The organism is Kitasatospora sp. MAP12-44 (genome assembly GCF_029892095.1).
GTDB lineage: Bacteria > Actinomycetota > Actinomycetes > Streptomycetales > Streptomycetaceae > Kitasatospora.
In genome coordinates, this window is record NZ_JARZAE010000004.1 from 3,793,317 (window position 1) to 3,809,360 (window position 16,044).

Annotated in this window: 18 protein-coding genes; 17 read left to right on the top strand and 1 reads right to left on the bottom strand. The window is 71.6% G+C overall.

The genetic code is table 11. From position 1 onward, the window contains the following. Positions 1-39: 39 nt before the first annotated feature. The gene (locus tag P3T34_RS17660) at positions 40-828 is read right to left on the bottom strand and encodes a site-specific DNA-methyltransferase (protein WP_280666988.1); all 789 of its coding nucleotides are present in this window, start codon (positions 826-828) and stop codon (positions 40-42) included. 690 nt (positions 829-1,518) lie between these two features. Here P3T34_RS17660 and P3T34_RS17665 point away from each other — a divergent pair. From P3T34_RS17665 to P3T34_RS17745, 17 genes are all read left to right on the top strand, one after another. Next, the gene (locus P3T34_RS17665) at positions 1,519-2,688 is read left to right on the top strand and encodes a C40 family peptidase (protein WP_280666989.1); all 1,170 of its coding nucleotides are present in this window, start codon (positions 1,519-1,521) and stop codon (positions 2,686-2,688) included. 89 nt (positions 2,689-2,777) lie between these two features. Beyond that, complete coding sequence (locus P3T34_RS17670; RefSeq protein WP_280666990.1) at positions 2,778-3,086, top strand: DUF6112 family protein; 309 nt, start codon at positions 2,778-2,780, stop codon at positions 3,084-3,086. Beyond that, positions 3,086-3,778: a hypothetical protein gene (locus P3T34_RS17675; RefSeq protein ID WP_280666991.1), complete on the top strand. Its 693-nt coding sequence runs from the start codon at positions 3,086-3,088 to the stop codon at positions 3,776-3,778. The genes P3T34_RS17670 and P3T34_RS17675 overlap by 1 nt, the downstream gene beginning before the upstream one ends. A gap of 80 nt (positions 3,779-3,858) precedes the next feature. Continuing rightward, complete coding sequence (locus P3T34_RS17680; RefSeq protein ID WP_280666992.1) at positions 3,859-5,244, top strand: type IV secretion system protein; 1,386 nt, start codon at positions 3,859-3,861, stop codon at positions 5,242-5,244. A gap of 150 nt (positions 5,245-5,394) precedes the next feature. Further along, the gene (locus tag P3T34_RS17685; RefSeq protein WP_280672191.1) at positions 5,395-6,852 is read left to right on the top strand and encodes an SCO6880 family protein; all 1,458 of its coding nucleotides are present in this window, start codon (positions 5,395-5,397) and stop codon (positions 6,850-6,852) included. Between the two features lie 15 nt (positions 6,853-6,867). Continuing rightward, positions 6,868-7,311, top strand: coding sequence for a DUF6238 family protein (locus tag P3T34_RS17690; protein ID WP_280666993.1), 444 nt, complete (start codon positions 6,868-6,870; stop codon positions 7,309-7,311). A gap of 38 nt (positions 7,312-7,349) precedes the next feature. Continuing rightward, entirely contained in the window at positions 7,350-8,837 is a 1,488-nt protein-coding gene (locus P3T34_RS17695; RefSeq protein WP_280666994.1) for an ATP-binding protein, read from the top strand. A gap of 109 nt (positions 8,838-8,946) precedes the next feature. Beyond that, complete coding sequence (locus P3T34_RS17700; protein ID WP_280666995.1) at positions 8,947-9,624, top strand: hypothetical protein; 678 nt, start codon at positions 8,947-8,949, stop codon at positions 9,622-9,624. A gap of 80 nt (positions 9,625-9,704) precedes the next feature. Then, complete coding sequence (locus P3T34_RS17705; RefSeq protein WP_280666996.1) at positions 9,705-10,151, top strand: hypothetical protein; 447 nt, start codon at positions 9,705-9,707, stop codon at positions 10,149-10,151. 73 nt (positions 10,152-10,224) lie between these two features. Then, positions 10,225-10,722 (top strand): hypothetical protein, encoded by a 498-nt coding sequence (locus P3T34_RS17710; protein ID WP_280666997.1) that lies wholly within the window; start codon positions 10,225-10,227, stop codon positions 10,720-10,722. Further along, the gene (locus P3T34_RS17715; protein ID WP_280666998.1) at positions 10,719-11,465 is read left to right on the top strand and encodes a hypothetical protein; all 747 of its coding nucleotides are present in this window, start codon (positions 10,719-10,721) and stop codon (positions 11,463-11,465) included. Before P3T34_RS17710 ends, P3T34_RS17715 begins: the two co-directional genes overlap by 4 nt. Positions 11,466-11,576: 111 nt before the next feature. Continuing rightward, on the top strand, positions 11,577-11,954 hold the full coding sequence (locus P3T34_RS17720) for a hypothetical protein (RefSeq protein WP_280666999.1): 378 nt from the start codon (positions 11,577-11,579) through the stop codon (positions 11,952-11,954). A gap of 126 nt (positions 11,955-12,080) precedes the next feature. Further along, a complete protein-coding gene (locus tag P3T34_RS17725; RefSeq protein ID WP_280667000.1) occupies positions 12,081-13,163 on the top strand; it encodes a hypothetical protein in 1,083 nt (360 codons plus the stop codon). Positions 13,164-13,193: 30 nt separating this feature from the next. Further along, positions 13,194-13,694 (top strand): hypothetical protein, encoded by a 501-nt coding sequence (locus P3T34_RS17730; RefSeq protein ID WP_280667001.1) that lies wholly within the window; start codon positions 13,194-13,196, stop codon positions 13,692-13,694. Further along, a complete protein-coding gene (locus P3T34_RS17735) occupies positions 13,694-14,230 on the top strand; it encodes a hypothetical protein (RefSeq protein WP_280667002.1) in 537 nt (178 codons plus the stop codon). Before P3T34_RS17730 ends, P3T34_RS17735 begins: the two co-directional genes overlap by 1 nt. 7 nt (positions 14,231-14,237) lie before the next feature. Then, complete coding sequence (locus P3T34_RS17740) at positions 14,238-14,948, top strand: hypothetical protein (protein WP_280667003.1); 711 nt, start codon at positions 14,238-14,240, stop codon at positions 14,946-14,948. Positions 14,949-15,175: 227 nt separating this feature from the next. Then, entirely contained in the window at positions 15,176-16,039 is an 864-nt protein-coding gene (locus P3T34_RS17745) for a hypothetical protein (RefSeq protein ID WP_280667004.1), read from the top strand. Positions 16,040-16,044 lie beyond the last annotated feature (5 nt).

The window sequence follows — 16,044 nt, forward strand, 5'->3', positions numbered from 1 at the left end:
CGGGCCACCCGTGGCGGGCGGCCCGGCGCGGGGGCGGATTCAGGAGGCGTCCGGCCGTTCGTCCTCGGCGGCCGGGTCGGCGGTGCCGTCGGCGATCTGCTGCGCGGCGAGTTGGGCCTCGCGCAGCCGCTGCTCGGCGACCGCCGCATAGTGAGGGGTCATTTCGATCCCGACGAAGGAACGGTTCTCCAGGAGCGCCGCCACACCCGTGGAGCCCGAGCCCGCGCAGAAGTCCAGGATGGTGCCGCCCGGCGGGCAGATCTTGACCAGCTCACGCATCACCTCGACCGGCTTCTGCGTGATGTGCTGCCGCTTCGACCCTGACGGCTGGCTGGCGGAGAGCAGGCCCGGCAGGTACACGGGGTTGCGCGAGCCGTCGATCGCACCCTTGCTGCCCCACAGAATGTACTCACAGTTCTGGGTGAACCTGCCCTTCTGCGGCCGGGCCTGGGGCTTGTGCCAGCTGATCGCGCCGCGCCAGATCCAGCCGCCGGCCTGCAGCGCATCGCTCGTGATCGGGAACTGGCGCCAATCCGTGAACAGCAGGGCCATGCCGCCGGGCTTGGTGACGCGGTACGCCTCCGTCATCAGCTGCGTCACCCAAAAACCGTACGACCTTTGGTCCTTGTTCTCGCCGGGGAAGTCGGCGAGGTCGTGCTGGGATCCCGCGGTGGTGTACTTCTCGCGGGCCGAGCGGGTAGTGCGCTCCTTGGCGGTCGTACCGCCCGAGTTGTAGGGCGGGTCGGTGATGACGGTGTCCACGCTCGCGGAGTCGAGTGCGGCAAGGCGGGTCAGGGCGTCGCCCTGATAGAGGGTGTAAGAGGTCAAGAGGGAGAGGTCCTCCGGTAGGGGGCGGGTCCGGCCGCGTCGGTCGTGGTCTCGACGGGCATCGCGCAGCGGCCATCCACCAGGCGGGATCCCGGGATGCGGCAGCTGCGGAAAGGGACGCTAAGGGCAGCACCGGCCGTTTTCCAAAAAATGGACGGCACGCACCGGTCGCTGCGGATTTTTTGGAAAACGGCCGCCCTGCTGCGTAGCGTCTTGCCCTGTCGACGACGAGACGGAAGTCCGACCCGGCCGGATTTTTTGGAAAACGGCCGCAGGGAGCCCTACCGTCGTCGAACACCGCCAGGAAGTGACCCCTGCGAGACGGGCAGGGCCGGTTTTTTGGAAAACGGCCGGCCCCGGATCTAACGTCATCGACCAGCCGGTATGCCGGATCCACCCACTCCCATCAGGGGACTCCCATGCCCGTTTCGCACTGACCAGCTTTTCCGCCGATCTCGACCTTGCCGTGCCAAGCGGGCTCCCGTCCCGCACCCAAGGTTTCCTTTCCGCATTCCAACAAAGAGGCCCCGATGTCATTTGACGGGGCCCTTCCCGGCATGCCAGAAACCCTCGAACCGAACGATCGGAGATCGCTATTTCTATCGTCCAGCCGCCGGTTACCGGCCTGTCCGTCGCCCGCCCGCCGGATATATCTCCGCATCCTCTGGGGGGTGTCCTGGCGGGGAACCGATGAGCGGCAAGACGGTCGCGGCCGTGGTCGGGGTCGTCGCGCTCGGCCCCGTCGCGCTCGGCCTGCCGGTGGTGCTGATGGTGGCCGGGAACGCCGCCGCCGCGTGCTCGTCGTCCACAGGTGTGACTTCTCCTGTGGACAGCACCGCGGTCGACGCCGCGGTGAAGGCGATCCTCGCCGGGCAGTCGCCCGGGTCCACCGCCATCCAGGGCCTCGACCTGCCGTCCGTGCAGATCCCCTTCGCGCAGGTCATCGTGCAGACCGGCATCAAGTTGCAGGTGCCCGCTCGCGGGCAGGTCATCGCGTTGGCGACCGCGCTGCAGGAGTCCGGGCTGCAGAACCTACCGGGCGGAGACCGGGATTCGATCGGCCTATTCCAGCAGCGGCCCTCACAGGGCTGGGGAACTCCCGCGCAGATCAGCCAACCGGACTACGCCGCAACGGCGTTCTATCAGGCGCTGCTCAAGGTCTCGGGCTGGCAGGACCTTCCGTTGACCCAGGCCGCCCAGGCGGTCCAGCACTCCGGCTATCCGGACGCGTACGCGAAGTGGGAGAGCTTGGCGAGCGCGTTGCAGCAGGCCCTCGTGAAGGCGATCGGCCCGACCGCCGCCCCTTCCAGTCCATCGCCCTCCCCGTCCGCGGGCTCGAGCAGCGTGCCGAGCGCGCCCGCCGTCCCGTCCTCGGCGGGCAACTGTCCTGCGCCGGACGGCTCGACGAAGTGGGGATCCATCCCACCCGGCCTACTGCCGGTCGGCTACACGATTCCCACCGACGCGCCACCGGCCGTGCAGAACGCGATCCGCTTCGCCCTCGGCCAGCTCGGCACCGCCTACCAGTGGGGCGGCAGCTGCACCGCCGCGCACGGCCCCGATCCGATGGGCCGCTGTGACTGCTCGAGCCTGACGCAGCAGGCGTACAAGGCGGGCGGCGTGACGCTCGGCCGCCAAACGTACGACCAGGTCACCGAGGGCAGTGCGGTCAGTGCCGACCAACTGCGACCAGGGGACCTGCTGTTCCTCGAACCGGGCCCCCGCGGGCCCGAGCATGTGGGCATGTACATCGGCTCCGGCCTGGTGGTGCATGCCCCGCACACCACCGACGTGGTGCGGATCGCCCCGCTCACCGAATGGTCGCCTGGGCTCGTCGCCGCCCGCCGCATCGTCGGCTGACCTCTCCCACTCCCCTCTTCACCTTCACCGGCTCGCGCCAACTCGCGCCTTGCCGCGCCCTCTTACCCCCAGGAGTGCCCTTTTTGTCCATGCTTCTCGCCGACGCGGTGCGCCAGCTCGCCTATGACCCGGGCATCGCTCCCGCCGAGGGCGGCCTGCCGGGCCTCAGCGTGCTCAAGACCGTCGTCAACTCCATCAACCTGTTCGCGGTGATCGCGGTGGTCGGTGCCATGTGCGTGTCCGGCCTCGTGTGGGCCTGGGGTCACCACAGTGGATCCCACGGAGCCGAGGCCAAGGGCAAGCAGGGCGCCATGACGGCCGCCGGCTGCGCCCTGCTGCTCGGCGCGGCAAACGGGATTGTGGCGTTCTTCAGCACCATGGGAACGCAGGTCCACTGATGCCCAACTCCCAGTTCGGGCAGGGCGATGGTGCGATCGTCCGCCGTCGCATGCTGATCGGGCTGGGTGTGCTGCTGGTCGTCGCTCTGCTGGCCGGGCTCGTCGCCCGGCTGGCGGGCGGCGGCCACACCGGCCACCCCGCAGCTTCCGCCTCGCCCGCCTCCAGCCCCACCGCCGTCTCCTCGCCCTCGGCGCCGTCCACCTCAGCGGCACCGTCCGACGCCGCCGTCCCGTCGGTGCCGCGGCCCCCGCACACCACGTCGCCCACCGATTTCGCCAAGGCGTTCGCCACCGTGCTGTGGTCCTACGACACCCGCCACCTCACCCAGGCCCAGCAGGTCAACGGCCTGCGGCTGTGGCTGACGCCGGAGTCGAAGTACGCGGACCCGGCGTCCGTCGAGGGGCAGGTGCCCGATCCGGTGCTGTGGAGCCGGATGGCCGACAACGGCCAGTACGCGACCGGCACCGTTGCCGAGGCGCATCTGCCGGCCTCGTTCCAGGCGGCCATCGCCCAGAACCCGTCCGCCCTGATGACCGCGTACATCTACGCGGTCACGGTCACCGGATCGCAGGCGATCACGTGGAACGGCGGCGGGAATGGCGCGGAGGACCGCGCCATCACCGTGGCCGTCCAGTGCCGGCCCTCGCAGGACTGCGCGCTCGCGGCCATCGCCCCCACCGTCTACCTCTGACAACTGTCCCCTATATATAAGGAGGTGAATCCGCCATAGGGTTCTGCGACCTGCCCGGTGCCGGCCTGATCTGCGACGCCGTGTCCGGCGGCATCGGCGACTCCATCACCACCTCGATCGGCAACTGGATCGCGAAGTCCTGCGGGGACTTGGCGCAGTCCGCCGTCGACCTGGCCTCGCGCGCCGTCGACAACACGACCTCGATCGACCTGAACGCCTCATGGTTCCGCGACAACTACGCCGTCGTCCTCTCGATGTCGCTGGTCATGCTGATCATGACCTTCTGCTTCCAACTGGCGCGCGCGGCCTGGAAACGCGACGGACAGGCCCTCAGTCAGGCCCTGATGGGCACGGTGAGCGGTGTCATCTTCTCCTTCACCGCCATCGCCTTCACGGGCGTCGCCATCACCGTGGTCGACGCCCTGTCGAAGGGCCTGTTCCAGATCGCCAACTCCTCGACATCCGACGCGGTCAGGCGCATCGTCAAGGTCAGCGAGATCGCCATGACCAACCCGCTCGGCTGGGGAATCCCCGCCGTGGTCGCGCTCGGCTGCGCGGTGGGGTGTTTCCTCTACTGGGGAATGATGGTCTTCCGCAAGGTGTCCATCCTCGCCCTTGTCGTGCTCGCCCCGCTGGCCGGAGCCGGCGGCGGCTGGGAGCCAACCCGCAGCTGGCGCCAGCGCTGGATCGAGGCCACCGCCACCCTCGTGTTCAGCAAGCTCGTGATGACGATCATTCTCCTGCTCGGCATCTCGGCGCTCGGCGAAACGAAGTCCACCGACGGCCTCCAGGCGCTCTCGGACGTCATCGCCGGCATCGTCGTCATGGCCCTGGTGCTCCTGTCGCCGTTCGCGATCTACAAGTTCATCCACTGGGCCGGTGACTCGCAAGCGCACGACATGCACCGTTCCATGTCGGCCGGGCTCCAGGTCGCCCAAGGCGCGGCCAAGCAGGCCGGCAGCATGGCGATGGGCGCGGGCGGCGCGGGCAAGGCCGCCGCCATCGGATCCCCCCAGGGCCCGGACAGCATCCCCGGCATGGACGGCGCTGGCTCGAACTCCTCGTCCGGTCCGACGCAGACCTCGTTCAAGTTCGGAGCCCCCACCCGCAGCGGCGGCGGCGACGGTGGTCTGCCGCTGATCACCCGGCCTCCGGCGCCGCCCACCGACGGCGACCAGGGCAAGCCCCTGATCACCAGGCCCGGCACTCCCACCGCCGGGGCTGCCCCCGCCCCTGCCTCTGGCGGCGGCTCGGCAACCCGCGCGGGTGCGATCCCGGCGACAGCCGCCGCGGCAGCAGGTTCGGGCGCCCCGGTCGCCGAAGCGTCCTACCGTGCCCCGGCGGGCGGCTCCGCCTCGCCCGGCCCTGCCTTCGACCCGGTCATCGCCGCACCGCCGGAGCCGGTCAAGGCGCCCGCCGCCTCTGGAGCCGGACGCTTCACCTACCCCGGCCCGCCCGCCTCCTGACCTGCCATCGGCAGCGTCCCGTCCGTACCGCCGGGCGCTGCCGCGGCCTCCCCGTCCCGGTTCCACGCCCGGCCGCCTCGGCGCCAGCCCAGCTCCGCGGCGGCCGGCCCCCGCCCCTTCACGTGCAACGAGAGAGCCGCTCTGACCTCCATCGCCCCTGACGAGATCCCGACCACGGTCAAGTTCCCCAGCAGATCGCGCCGCGGCGTGCTGCTCGGCCTCACCGCCCCCCAGCTGATCGTCACCGTCCTCACCGGCACCGTCCTGCTGGCCACCCTCATGACCCGCGGCATCGTGGGCGCCGTCCAGTTCACCCCGCTGTGGGCTGTGGCCGCCGCCATCGTCGTGATCCGCTACCACGGCAGGTCTGTGGCCGACTGGGCGCCGATCGCCATCCGCTACTGGCTGCGCCGCACCCAGGGCCAGTTGGTCTGGCTCGCCCGGCCCTCCACGCGGCCCCGTCGCGAGGGCCTGCTCCATCTGCCGGGCACCGCCGCCTCGCTGCGCGCCGTCACCAACCCCTCGGGGACCATCGGCGCCGTCCACGACCCGAAGGCCGGCACCCTCACCGCCGTCACCCGTGTCAGTTCCCGGGCGTTCGCCCTGCTCGACACCTCGACCCAGAACGCGAACGTGGCTGGCTGGGGCCGCACTTTGGCCGCGCTCTCCCGGTCCGGGCACATTCGCACCATCCAGGTCATCGAGCGGACCGTCCCGGACTCCGGCGACTCCCTGCAGCGTTACTGGGCCGAGCACGGCCACCCCGATATCCCCGTCGCCGGTCCCATCTACCAGGACCTGCTCGACGCCGCAGGGCCTGCCGCGGCTCCTCATGAGTGCTACATCGCCATCGCCTTGGACCTGAAGGCGGCCCGCCGCCTGATCGGCCAGGCGGGCGGCGGCCTGAGTGGTGCGTTCGCCGTCCTCTCCCAGATCACTGGCAGTCTCGACCAGTCCCTGCGCGGTGCCGGCCTGGTTCCTGGCGGCTGGCTCACCGCTCAGGAGATCGCCGCGACCATTCGCACGGCCTACGACCCGCACTCCCTGGCCGCCCTCACCCGCTGGTCCGAGAACGGCCATGCCCAGGCTGACCCGGCCGCCGCCGGCCCGGTCGTGCTCGTCGAAGAGCAGACCAAGCTCCGTACCGACTCCGCCCACCACGTCGTGTACTGGGTCGAGCAGTGGCCCAGGACCGAGACCAGCGCGGGCTTCCTCCACCAGGTGCTCTTCGCCTCTGGCGTGCGCCGCAGCCTCTCCCTCAGCTACAACCCCAAGGCCCTTGAGGCCGCGCTGCGCGACGTGCAGCGCCAGAAGGCCACCATCGTCGCCGACGCGGCCGAGCGCGTACGCAAGGGCCAGGTCGAAAGCGAGGCGGACGGCATGGAGTACGCCGACGTCAAGACCCGCGAGCGCCAGCTGATCGCCGGCCACTCGGACGTCGACTTCACCGGACTGCTCGTCATCTCCGCCGACACCGCCGAGGAGCTGCGCGCCGCGAGCGCCTCCATCGAGACCGCGGCCGTCAACGCCGGCCTGGACCTGCGGCTGCTGGAGCTGCAGCAGGCCGAGGCCATGACCGTCGCCGCCCTGCCGCTGGCCCGACTCTAAAGAAGGGCAACCCCCGTGCAGCACCCGCACCCCACCGCACCGGACCTGATGCGCTTCGCCACCTCGGCGATCGAGGTCCACCACCACACCAGCGTGCCGGACGACGAGCCCGCCTCCCGCGCCGAACTCGATGCGCTCCACGCCCACGTCAGCACCCTGTACGCGCTGCTCGACGCCCGCACAGACACCACCCGGCCCGTCGCCGAGCGGGCAGGCGACCACCTGCACGCCGCCCGGATCCGCCTGTGGCAGACCGCCGAGCACCTCCACGACGCCTACCACGCCTCCGCGCGCGCGGACGGCCGGCTGCCCACACGCGAGGCATGCGCCCTGCGCCTGCCCGAAGGCGCTCCTGGACTGACGATCTGCCAGCGTCACATGGCCACCTCCGCCCGCGTGCGGCACGTCGCCACCCCCGCCGACCTGCGCTCAGGGTTCACCGGCCTCGTCCGCCACTGACTCCCCCATCCCGCCAACAACCGTTAGGAGAACCACCGTTGCGAGCCAGCGCCAGCGCGCTGTTCACCCCCGCCAAGGCTGACCGCACAGCCCGGCGCCAGGCCAAGCGCGACCTCGTCGACGCCCGCCACCAGGCACGCGACGCCCGCCGGCCCGTGCGCAAGCGCGCGGACGTCGAGAGCGACCTCGACGTCCGCCCCATCTACCCCGCCTCCGGCCGGCCCGGCCCCGCCTCCCTGCGCGGCGGAAGACTCAGGCTCCCCGCGCACCGGATGACCACCGCCGTCGCGGGCGCTGCCTACCCGTTCATGGCCGAGGGCGGACTCGGCTCGACCGGCATGTACATAGGCCGCGACGTGCACGCGGAAGCGTCGTTCGTCTTCGACCCGTTCGCACTCTACGGAAAAGTTGAAGGTTATACGAACCCGAATGTGCTGCTGGCCGGCGTGATCGGCATGGGCAAGAGCGCCCTCGCCAAGTCCCTTGCCCTGCGGTCGATTTCGTTCGGATATCGCGTGTATGTCCCGTGCGACCCGAAGGGTGAGTGGACGTCCGTCGCGGCCGAGTTGGGCGGCCGGACGATCGCGCTCGGCCCCGGCATGCCGGGCAAGCTCAACCCGCTGGACGCGCCGCCCGCTCCCGCCGGGGCGGACGAGCAGACGTGGGACATCGAAGTCCGCAAGCGCCGACTCCTGCTGCTGGCCTCCCTCGCCCGCACGGTCCTGGGCCGGGACCTGGCTCCCATGGAGCACACCGCACTGGACATCGGGCTCGACACCGTCGTCGCCGAGGCCGAATCCGCCGGCCGCGTCCCACTGCTGGGCGATGTCGCCGCCTTGCTCGGCAGCCCGCACCGCCTGGACGACGCGCACGGCGACCCCTCCCGGCGGCTAGGCGCCGCCGCCGAGGACCTTGCCCACGCACTGCGCCGCATGGTGGCCGGAGACCTGGCCGGCATGTTCGACGCCCCGTCCACCGTGACGTTCGACGCGCGGGCTCCGATGATGACCATCGACCTCTCCCGCCTTGGCAGTTCCGGCGACGACACCGGCCTGGTCCTCGCCATGACGTGCGCATCCGCGTGGATGGAGGCAGCACTCGCCGACCCCGGATCGGGAAGACGGTGGGTGATTTACGACGAGGCGTGGCGTGTGCTGCGCCACCTGCCGCTGCTGGAGCGCATGCAGTCCAACTGGAAGCTGTCCAGAGGGCTTGGCATCGCCAACATGCTGGTGATCCACCGCCTTTCGGACCTGCTGTCGGCAGGCGATGCCGGATCCCGCGGCCGGGCTATCGCGGAGGGCCTGCTCACCGACTGCTCCACCCGCATCATCTACCGGCAGGAAGCCGACCAACTCGCCGCCACCGCAGGACTTCTGGGTCTGACCGGTGTCGAGACCCAGGCCATCGCCAACCTGAACAGAGGGCGCGGGCTGTGGAAGGTGGCCAGTAGAGGCTTCGTTGTGCAGCACCTCCTCCACCCGGCCGAGCGGCAGTTGTACGACACCGACGCCCGCATGGCCTGAAAGGCGAATCGGCGGCCGGCGCGGCATAAGGGCCGTGCTGCCCACCTCGCCCGTTTCCCAACGCACCCGGATCGAACCCGCGAGACGGCAGACATAGATCGGAGGGTTCATGAGCCTCGATGTCACCATCGCCCACCTGCCCGAGCTCGGCACTATCGTTGCCGAGCCCGGCGACCGGCGCAGCGCCTACTGGTTGGAGCAGGCCGGTCTGGTGCGCGACGACCGCCTCAAACTGCACCGGATCCGCCGCGACACGGACGATTCGACCGCCGAGCGTCAGATCAACGATGCGCGAAGGCTGCTGGCCGCTGCCGGCTACGGCCTCACCCGCGTCTACAGCACCGTCGAGCAGCGCCGGCGAGTGGAGAGCCGGCCGCCGTGGGTGGAGGCCGGGCCGCCGCAGGCCATTTGGAGCCGGACCGCCTGGGTCCACCTGGTGAGTGCGGACGTCGCCAACGGGCACCTGGTCCTGCACGCCCACCACCAGGGCCACTTCGGTGAGATCGAACTGCTGGGCAGCTACCCGGCCAGCGGCGATTCGGCCACGTTCTACACCGAGGGCGGCGGCGCCTACGGGATCAGCCGGCACCCCAATCTGGACAGCGCCCGAGCCGAGTGGGCCGCCTTCGGGTACGCGAGCACGCCGCCCGTCCCCGGCAGCCCGCGACGCGCCGCTGCCCGCACCGTCTCCTCGCGCAGCACCCAGGTCGCCCTCGCGGCCGAGCAGCCTGCTTCCGCGCTGCCAGCGCCGGCCCGGCCGGTCTCGTACTCGAGGGCTCCGTTTTGACGCTGCGCTGCTCGGCTGCTTCCGGATCCGCTGCCCGCACCACTGCTTCCCATCAACTCCCGCCCTTCCCGGAGGACTTCTTGCCCATCACTCTCACCCGCCTGGACGCCCGCCTCGAGGCCGCGCTCGGCGAGAGCGTCTCCGCCCTGTACGCCGCCGAGGCCCGCGCGGACGCCGCCACCGCCCGCCTGCTCCAGGCCCACCGCTCCCTGGTGGCCGCCGAGACCACAACGGCGTTCCAGCGGGTCCGCCTGATCAACGCCCTCGACCGCAAGCGCCGCGTCGACGACGCCCTGCTGGATGAGGCCGACGCGCAGATGGAGCGGCTGGAGGAAGCGGCCGAGCAGCGCGATGTGCTGGAGGCCGATCTCGCCGAGCTGATCGAGGCCCGCGAGCGCGACGCCGATCGCGCCGGACGCCGCAATGCAGCGGCCCAGTTGGCCACCGGCGCCGACCGATACCGGGTGGGCCTGGTGGTCAGTGCTCTTCCGGCCCAGGTCCCTGCCGTATCCGGCCGTCGGCGCTGAGCCGGGCGGCAGTTCCCCTTTCACCGCGTCCGGGCATCCCTGGCCGACTTCACACCGATCCCCCGGGAGTTCTGTGGCCGCCGCCATCAAACTGACGCGCTTCGACGACCGCCTCACGCGGCTCTTCGGCAGCGTCGACGCCTTCCGGGGACGGGAGGACGACCCCGCCACCGACGCGGCCATCCGCAACCTCATCGAGGCGCACCGCGAGCTCGCCTCCATCGAGAAAGGCTGCGGGTTCTACCGGGGGCAGCTCCACCGGATCACCGACGGCCGGCGGCGGGTGGACGATCCCCTGCTTGCCGAACTCGACGGGGCGCTCTCGAAGCTGGAGGAGTACGTCGCCTACCGCGACCGGCTGGAGCGGGACCTCGACAAGCTCCTGGCGCCGCTGGAGGCCGACCCGCCGAAACCCAGCGCCATCACCGCGCGGCAGGCCGCCGCGACGCTCTCCTCCCCGGCCGCGCCGGCACCCGAGGACAGCACCAGCCTGGACTCGGCCCGGGTCACCCCGGCCCACGCTCAGCTGCCCGTGCCACCGACGGCCACCAGCCCGGGTACGCGACGGTGAGCGGGGCCATCGCCTTCGGCTACCTCTTCGACCGCGGAGAGATCGCCGTCCCTGCCGGGCGACTGAGCCCGCGCGCCGGAGAGATCCTCTACCAGGCCGGGTTCTGGCGGCAGGTCCCCGAGTTCGGCGGCTGGCACCAGAGCCTGCGGCTGGAGCACGAGGAGCAGGTCCGCAACACCGCCCGGGTGATCGACCAGCTGCTGGGCGCCGGCTTCGAGGTCCGCAACTGGCACACGCCCTCGCAGGGCGGAGCCGACCTGGTCCGCCACTACGCCTGGCTCCAGGACACCGCGCCCTTCCCCGACGCCGACGCCCACACCGCGGCGGCCCGCTCGCTGGCAGTTAGGGCACTGGCTTCCCGTCGACTGAGAGAGCCGGACCGGCCAACCGCCGAGGAAGTCGCCCAGGGGCTGCTCGCGGTCGAGGCACGGCACGACTTCGGCGACGGCATCGAGTGGTGGCTGGCCCGTCGCACGGACCAGACCGGCGTCTACGTGATGCTCCGGCACGACACCACCACCGGCGGCCTCAACATCACCGACGAGTACGCCGATTGGTACGCGGGAGCGGCCCGCCGCAACTTCCGCGTCAGCTTCTTGCGCGACACCACCACACCGCCTCCGCTCAGCGCGCGGGCCCTGGCCGCGCGCGGCAGCCGTGCCGCGCGTATGAGCGCGGCACCGTCCACGGTGCCCTTCGCGCCCGGCCGCGTCACTCCGATCCCTGCGTCCGCCCGGCGCTGACGCACCACCAGAACAGGACCTCCTCTGCCCTCCCCCTCCGATTCCACCAACCTGTCCCCCGACAGCGCCCGCCAGGACCCCGGTGCCCCTGCGTGGACCAGCGGCGGGGCCATGTCCCGCGAACTGGCCGCCGACTGGCTGGGCACCGCCGTCGATGTGGAGGGCGGGGCGCTGGCCCAACTCAGCTACATGATCGACGAGGTCGGCATCTGGTGCGCCGACACCCTGCCCGCAGATCAGCGCGGCAAGGTCGTGAACGCGCTGACCGACGCGCACTTCGACATCAACCGCCTGCAGGTACGGCTGGCCGAGGTGCGGCGCGAACTTGTCCCGCCGCCCATCGAGGCAGCCGGTGCCGGCCAACTGGCCGTGAGCGACCGGGCGGTGGCCGCCCGGTCCGGCGCTGTCCAGCAAGGGTCCGGCCACCGGCCACCCGGCCCGGCCACAGCGCCCTCACCGGCCCAGCCGAACACTCTTCCCCGCCGCTGACCTCTCCGCTGCCCCGCCCGTCTTGAGGAGTACCGCATCCCCGCCGAGCCGCACTTCGCCGTCACCCGCCACCCGGAACACGGCATCGTCGCCACCCCGATCGCCGACGACCCCGCCGCCCGCCGCGTGCTGGAGGACTTCGGGTTCCGTCCCCTGCCCGACCGCACGGACATGGTCCTGCGCCGCGCCGACCAGAACATCTTCCTGCAGGCCCGCCAGGCCGTCGCCGCGATGCGCGCCCGGGGCGTCAAGGTGTCCGCCGATCCGGCCTTCGACTACACCCCCGCCACCCGCCCGCCGAGCCCCTCGGCACTGGCCGCCGGCCCCGATGCCGTCGTCGTCAGCGCCTCCCCCAGCGCGCACCGCCACGACGTCACCATCGGCAACCACCCGCGGCACGGCGTCGTGGCCACCGTCCCCAGCGACCAGCCCTTCGCCGTCTCGAGGCTGCAGCAGGCCGGCTTCATCCGCGCCGACGACCACATGTACACCGTGGGCCGGGGCCCCGAAGCCGCCGAGCGCGCCACCGACGCGGTGCGCGAGCTGCGAAAGGCCGGGCTGACGGTCGCCACCGATCTGGCGTACGAGCCGCTCGACGAGCCGTACGTGCCCACCGATCCGTTCGCCACGAAGCTGATCGCCGCGATGGAGCGCACCCCGCCCTCGCCCACACCCGCTCAGGCCGAGGCCCAGGCGCTGGACCCGTTCTTCACCAGGCTCATCCCCGCGGCCGATCGGACCCCTCGCCCGCAGGCAGCGCCGCAGCAGCAGGCCCCTACCCTCGACCCGTTCGGCACCCGCCTCGTTCCCGCCGGCGAGCGCGAGGTGCGGCCCAGCGTCGGTGAGCAGCGCGACGATGCCCTGGTCCACGACCGGGTGTCGATGATGAACGAGATAAGCGCGCGGCTGCGAGGCATCGAGCAGCAGCTGCGCACCGACCCGTCCAGCCTCGACGCCGAGCGTGTCGAGGCGGTCATCGCCCAGGCGAGCACAACGCTCAGCGCGACGGGCAAGGAGCTGGCCGGCGTCGCCGCCCGCTCCCCACGTCCCGCCCTCACCGCCCCGGCGGCCAGCCCCAGGGCCCGCGCGGCCCTGGCCCGCAGCAGCCGTGTGCAGGTCGGCGCCACCCTCGGCGCCGCGGAAGCCGCGAACAGCACCGCCGCCGCGCCGGCCATCGACCCCCGCAAGGCGTACGCCAACTACCGCTGACCCCAAGCATCCTGGAGGTTTCCCCTTTCCATGGCAGTGAAGAAGAACTGGACCGTCACCCACTCCTGCGGCCACGAGGTCGATCACGACCTGTCCGAGCGTCCGGCCGACAAGCGCGCCTCGTTCGCACGCTGGCTCGAAGGCCGGGCGTGCCGCGCGTGCTGGCTCGCCGAGAAGTCCGGTGACGAGGCCGAGCGCGCCGAATGGCTCAAGAACAAGCGAGCCGAGGAACAGCAGGCCGCCGCCGAGTGGGCCGAGCAGTACCGGATGCCGCCGCTGGACGGCCCCGCCAAGGCGGTTCCCTGGGGCGAGCGGTGCCGCCACCTTCTCGTGACCGGCGCCTACCGCGTCCTGGTGGTCGAGGGCAGCCTCGACGAAGGCGACTGGCAGCAGCTCGAGGACCAGGCCCGAACCGTGGACCGGGCGTCGTGGTGGATCGACCAGCGCGAGGCGAGCCCGACGGACCTGCCCGAGCTGCTCGCCGCCGCCGTCAACGACGCCGACGCCCGGACCAGCGAAAACCCGTACTAGTGACGCGCGTCCGCCCGCTGACCGGCGCCTATCTCTCCCCGGCGGCCGAGACCGAGCGGCAGGAGACCGACGACCAGCCCTCGCACCATCGACTCGCCGTCGGGGGATCGACCAGCGCGAGGCCGAACCCGCGGACCTGCCCGAAGAGCTCGCCCGCCACTGCCGAACACCGATGCCCACACCAACAACTGCCCTACCAGGAGGACGACTTGCCCAACCAGAACGTACTGCAGGCCGCCGCGGCCATCTCCCGGCTCGCCGATCAGGTGTCCGCGGCTACAGGCTCCAGGGAGGTGTACAGCATCCTCGAGGAGTTCAACGCCGTTGACGACGGCGTCTTCGAGCGGCTGATCGACCTCCTGTCCGCCGTTACCGTCTTCGCCCGTCGCCAGCAGCCGGCCTGGAACACGGCGTACTCGGCCGTCGACCAGCTGTGGGCGCTGCACCAGGCGATCGGCAACGCCGCTGCCGCCATCCGCGAGGTGCCGGACCGGCACGAGCCCGCTGGTAGCACCGTGATCGCCGCGGCCGGCTGACGTTCCGATGCCCGCCCTGCCCCCGGTCACCATCAGCCGTGCCCCGCACACCGGAGTCATCGCGGAGGGCGGCGACCGCCTGTCCCGCCAACTCCTCGACCATCTCCACTGGATCGAGATCGGCGCCGTCCGCGAACACTGGCACCGCCTGATGTTCGACGTGAGCGTCGCGTGGCAGAACGCCGAAGCCACCAAGGCCGCCGTACTGCTGACGGCGGCCGGCTACCCGGTCCACCTCGACCCCAGTCTCGGTACCCCACCGGACCAGCCCGCCTTCGTACCGTCGCCGGCGCCGGAGGAGGCGGACCCGGCCCTTGGTGTCCTCTCGCTCATCGGTCGGCTGCAGGGCACCAGCTCTGCCCAGGGCGCGGGCGAGATCGCCGCCGCGATGTTCGCCGAGGACTCAGGCGTCCTCGCCCGTGTCCAGGAGCTGGTCGAAGCCGGCGCCGAGTGGGTGCGTGACAACGCCCCCGAGGATTCCGACGAACTCCACGACCTGCTCGACGAAGCGTCGGAGGTTCTCTACGACCTCACGGTCCGGCTCGCCGACGTCCCCGAGAGTATCCGAACGCTGCCTACCGATCACCCGCTCTCGTATACGCGCGCCAGCGCAGCACGCCTCACCTCATCGTCCTTGCCGGGCACTCCAGCCCCGGCCGCGACAGCCACCACTCGTCCCCCGGCCGAACACGCCCGGCGACCGCACGGCGCACGCTGACGGCGCAGCGCCGATGCGGCCAGACGGGACCACCGACACCACCCTTCGCGAGGACCCGTGCCACATCCCGCCCCCGACACAGCCAGCCCCGGCCGTCCAGCCGACCCGCCTCCCGCCCCAACAGGCACCGCCGCGTACAGGCGCGAACGCGCCGCCCAAGTCGCGGGCCTGCTGCTGGCCGCCGGTTACCGCATCCCACTGCCCGACCCGCCTGCCGAAGGGAAGCGTTGACCACATCACCCCGGTCGGCCGACACCGATGACGACAGGTCGGCCGCCGCCGAGGCCCTCGAACGCCTCGCCCGGCGCCTGCGAACGGCCAACGACGAACAGACCGCGCACATCCTGAGCGCCGTCTTCGGCGACGAGGGCCTGCTGGACGCCCTGACCGGCGTCGCAGAAGCCGCCGCAGAAACGTTCCGGCGGCGTATCGACGACACCCACCACGACCAGCAGGCCCTGCCCGCCTACCGGCTCTACGACCGCTACAGCGACGTCTGCGAAGCACTCGGCGATGTGCAGCGGGAAGCCGGCGACAGCATCGCTGAAGTACGCACCCTGACCGCTCGCGAGCGCGCCATGGGCCTGCCCCTCTCCGCACCGGCCCAGGAACCAAGACCCACGTCTGCGACCGGCCCAGCGGCCCTCTCGACTCCCGCAACAGCCGAACACGCCGCGCAGGTGCACTTCCGCCGCGACGACAACGGACAGGTGAGAGCGGAGTACGACAAGGCCGCCGGTCCGCAGATCAGTCATCTCCTCGACCAGGCCGGCTTCGTCGTCGACTTCACCACCGAGTTCCGCTTCCCCTACCACCGGCTGCTGTACGGCATGGGCGCCGCATACGACGTCGAGCGCCTCACCCTCGCCGCACGCGCCCTGCGCGCGGCAGGCCACCGGCCCACCGCCACACAGGACATCATCGACCTGGTGCACGGCCAGCACCTCGCACCGGGGCCGGACGGCCCCAGCCGTGCCAGTGCCGCCGCAGGCCGCACGACGAGCGAGCCCTCCGCTGTCGCCGCCGCCACGGTCCAGGTTCCGACCTCCACCGCCGTACCGGCCGGCCCGCCCCGGCCGCGGACCCGGTGACCGGA